Raw genomic sequence first — 1,680 nt, 5'->3', positions numbered from 1 at the left:
CCGGTCCCCAGTGAGGCCGGCTCGCTTGCGTAGTTCTTTCAGCAGGGCCGCCAGTTCCTGTTTCGGCTGCCCGAGCTGCTCAGGATCGAACGTCACCCGCTGCTCACGTACTCCAGGAACGGCACGGATTTGGCAATGGCAATCCGCTTCCACTGCCGGTAGGGCTCCGGGTCGCCCTCGTACAGCTCCCGGTTTATCTGTGTCCCGTCCGCCCGGTAGTTCATCAGGACCACCTTGGACTCGTCGAACATCCAGAAGTCCTGATCTGGAAGTCCCGGGTTCTCCCGGTCGGTAAGGTCGAGGATACGGATATCCTCGCCCGCCTTCACGTGGTGCCGGTAGTAGTACTCGAATTCGAACCGAAGGTAGTCCGAGAGCGGGCGGGTCACGACGTGCACCCTGCCGACTCTCTTTCCTTCCGAGGCCCACTGCCGGACCTCATCCATCCAGGCCGATGTGTAATCGTCCGGCGACTTCTCCCCGGCGAGGAATCGCTTCAACTTCTCCGCTTCCTGGGGCATGGTGTAGACGGGCAGCGTCTCCAGCCTCCACGCCTCACGCTCCATGGAATCGAAGCAGTCGTTCCAGGCGTCACCATCCAAGTGCACGGAACGCCTCCCTGAGAACCGCCTCCGGGATTTCCACAAGCCCTTCCCCGGCGGGCGGGGTGAAGGCGTCGGACACGTCACCCTGCACCACGAACGACCCCGCGGCCGTGCGGTACACGTTCGGGCAGTCCTTCTCTCCGCACTCGCCGTTGCCATTGCCCGTGAGCCGGGTGAGTGCCGAACGCTCGGACATGCCAAACCCCCTTGCTCTGGCCCCGATTGGGCCGCCTGCCCATGACGTTAGAGGGGGCGGGGCGCAGCGTCTATGCACGAACACGACTATGCGTGTCCTCGCATAAACCCGTGCGGCCGGATGGGCGCAGCCGAAGGGGAGGAAGAGGAGCGGCAGGGTGCGGGGGCTGACTGAGGGACCCCGTCCTACCTGCTCCCGGCAGCAGGCCACCCCGGTGCAGGCTGCCTTCAGGGCCGCCTGCACCTCCCGCCCGTGAACGCGGTAGCGGTCGGCACGGACAACCCCGACCACCTGCGAGAGCTGACCAACGCCCAGAGTTTCGCGGTGGACGAGGAGGCCGTCCGCCACTACCGCAGCCTCCTGCGCAACCGCCGTCAGGAGTGAAGCTCGGCGATGAGCCGCGCCGCCTCCTCCCGGGCGGGCTCCAAGCGGGGATCCTGGGGATGGGCGTGCGGCCCTACGACCTTCGCACAGAAGAACAGGGCCATCAGCCGGCCAGACCTGCTCTCCAGGTCTGGCCGACGCTCCGCCCACACTCGTTGTGCCAGGGCAGGGACGGCGAGGGAGTTCCCCCAGAGGGTGGCCGCGTCCAGTCCGCGCGGCGCCATCCCCCAATCCTCCCAATCGATGATGCAGAACTCGGGCCCGGTCACGTTCGCCCACGTCAGATCCGCATGTGCCGGCGTCCACTCATCCACGGTGGCGTCTACTTCGGGGAAGACTGCTCGGATCGTCCCAGTCACCAGTTCCTGGGTGGCCGTCTCTGTGTCCGGAGTGGCGAGGCGGTGCGTGCGCTGCGCGGCGAGTGCGTCCAGCGAAGCATTGAGTGTCGCCCACCAGCCGTCCGACAGTTGAGGATCCTCGATCACCAGAGCGGCT

3 protein-coding genes and 1 pseudogene are annotated in these 1,680 nt (G+C 66.3%); 1 reads left to right on the top strand and 3 read right to left on the bottom strand.

All coding sequences use genetic code 11. The annotated features are described in order from the left end of the window. Positions 1 to 92: 92 nt before the first annotated feature. Both RH94_RS06975 and RH94_RS06970 read right to left on the bottom strand, forming a co-directional pair. Positions 93 to 608, bottom strand: a complete 516-nt coding sequence (locus tag RH94_RS06975) for a DUF6879 family protein (protein ID WP_055493665.1) — start codon at positions 606 to 608, stop codon at positions 93 to 95. After that, entirely contained in the window at positions 592 to 801 is a 210-nt protein-coding gene (locus RH94_RS06970; protein WP_055493664.1) for a hypothetical protein, read from the bottom strand. Before RH94_RS06970 ends, RH94_RS06975 begins: the two co-directional genes overlap by 17 nt. A 252-nt stretch (positions 802 to 1,053) precedes the next feature. Between RH94_RS06970 and RH94_RS46075 the strand changes: the two genes are divergently transcribed. Continuing rightward, positions 1,054 to 1,185, top strand: a complete 132-nt coding sequence (locus RH94_RS46075) for a hypothetical protein (RefSeq protein ID WP_267893341.1) — start codon at positions 1,054 to 1,056, stop codon at positions 1,183 to 1,185. On the opposite strand, the pseudogene RH94_RS42625 reads toward RH94_RS46075, so the two are convergent. Next, positions 1,176 to 1,680, bottom strand: a pseudogene (locus RH94_RS42625) (hypothetical protein); the annotation flags it as partial. The gene RH94_RS46075 and the pseudogene RH94_RS42625 sit on opposite strands and share 10 nt — an antisense overlap.

The organism is Streptomyces kebangsaanensis, assembly GCF_001906585.1.
In the GTDB taxonomy this organism is placed as follows: Bacteria; Actinomycetota; Actinomycetes; order Streptomycetales; family Streptomycetaceae; genus Streptomyces; species Streptomyces kebangsaanensis.
The sequence above is the reverse complement of the archived record's forward strand: the minus strand, read 5'-3'. Positions and strand labels throughout refer to the sequence as shown.

Coding starts and splice junctions, on each gene's coding strand:
- RH94_RS06970 (WP_055493664.1), bottom strand. CDS start 801: ATGTCCGAGCGTTCGGCACTCACCCGGCTCACGGGCAATGGCAACGGC.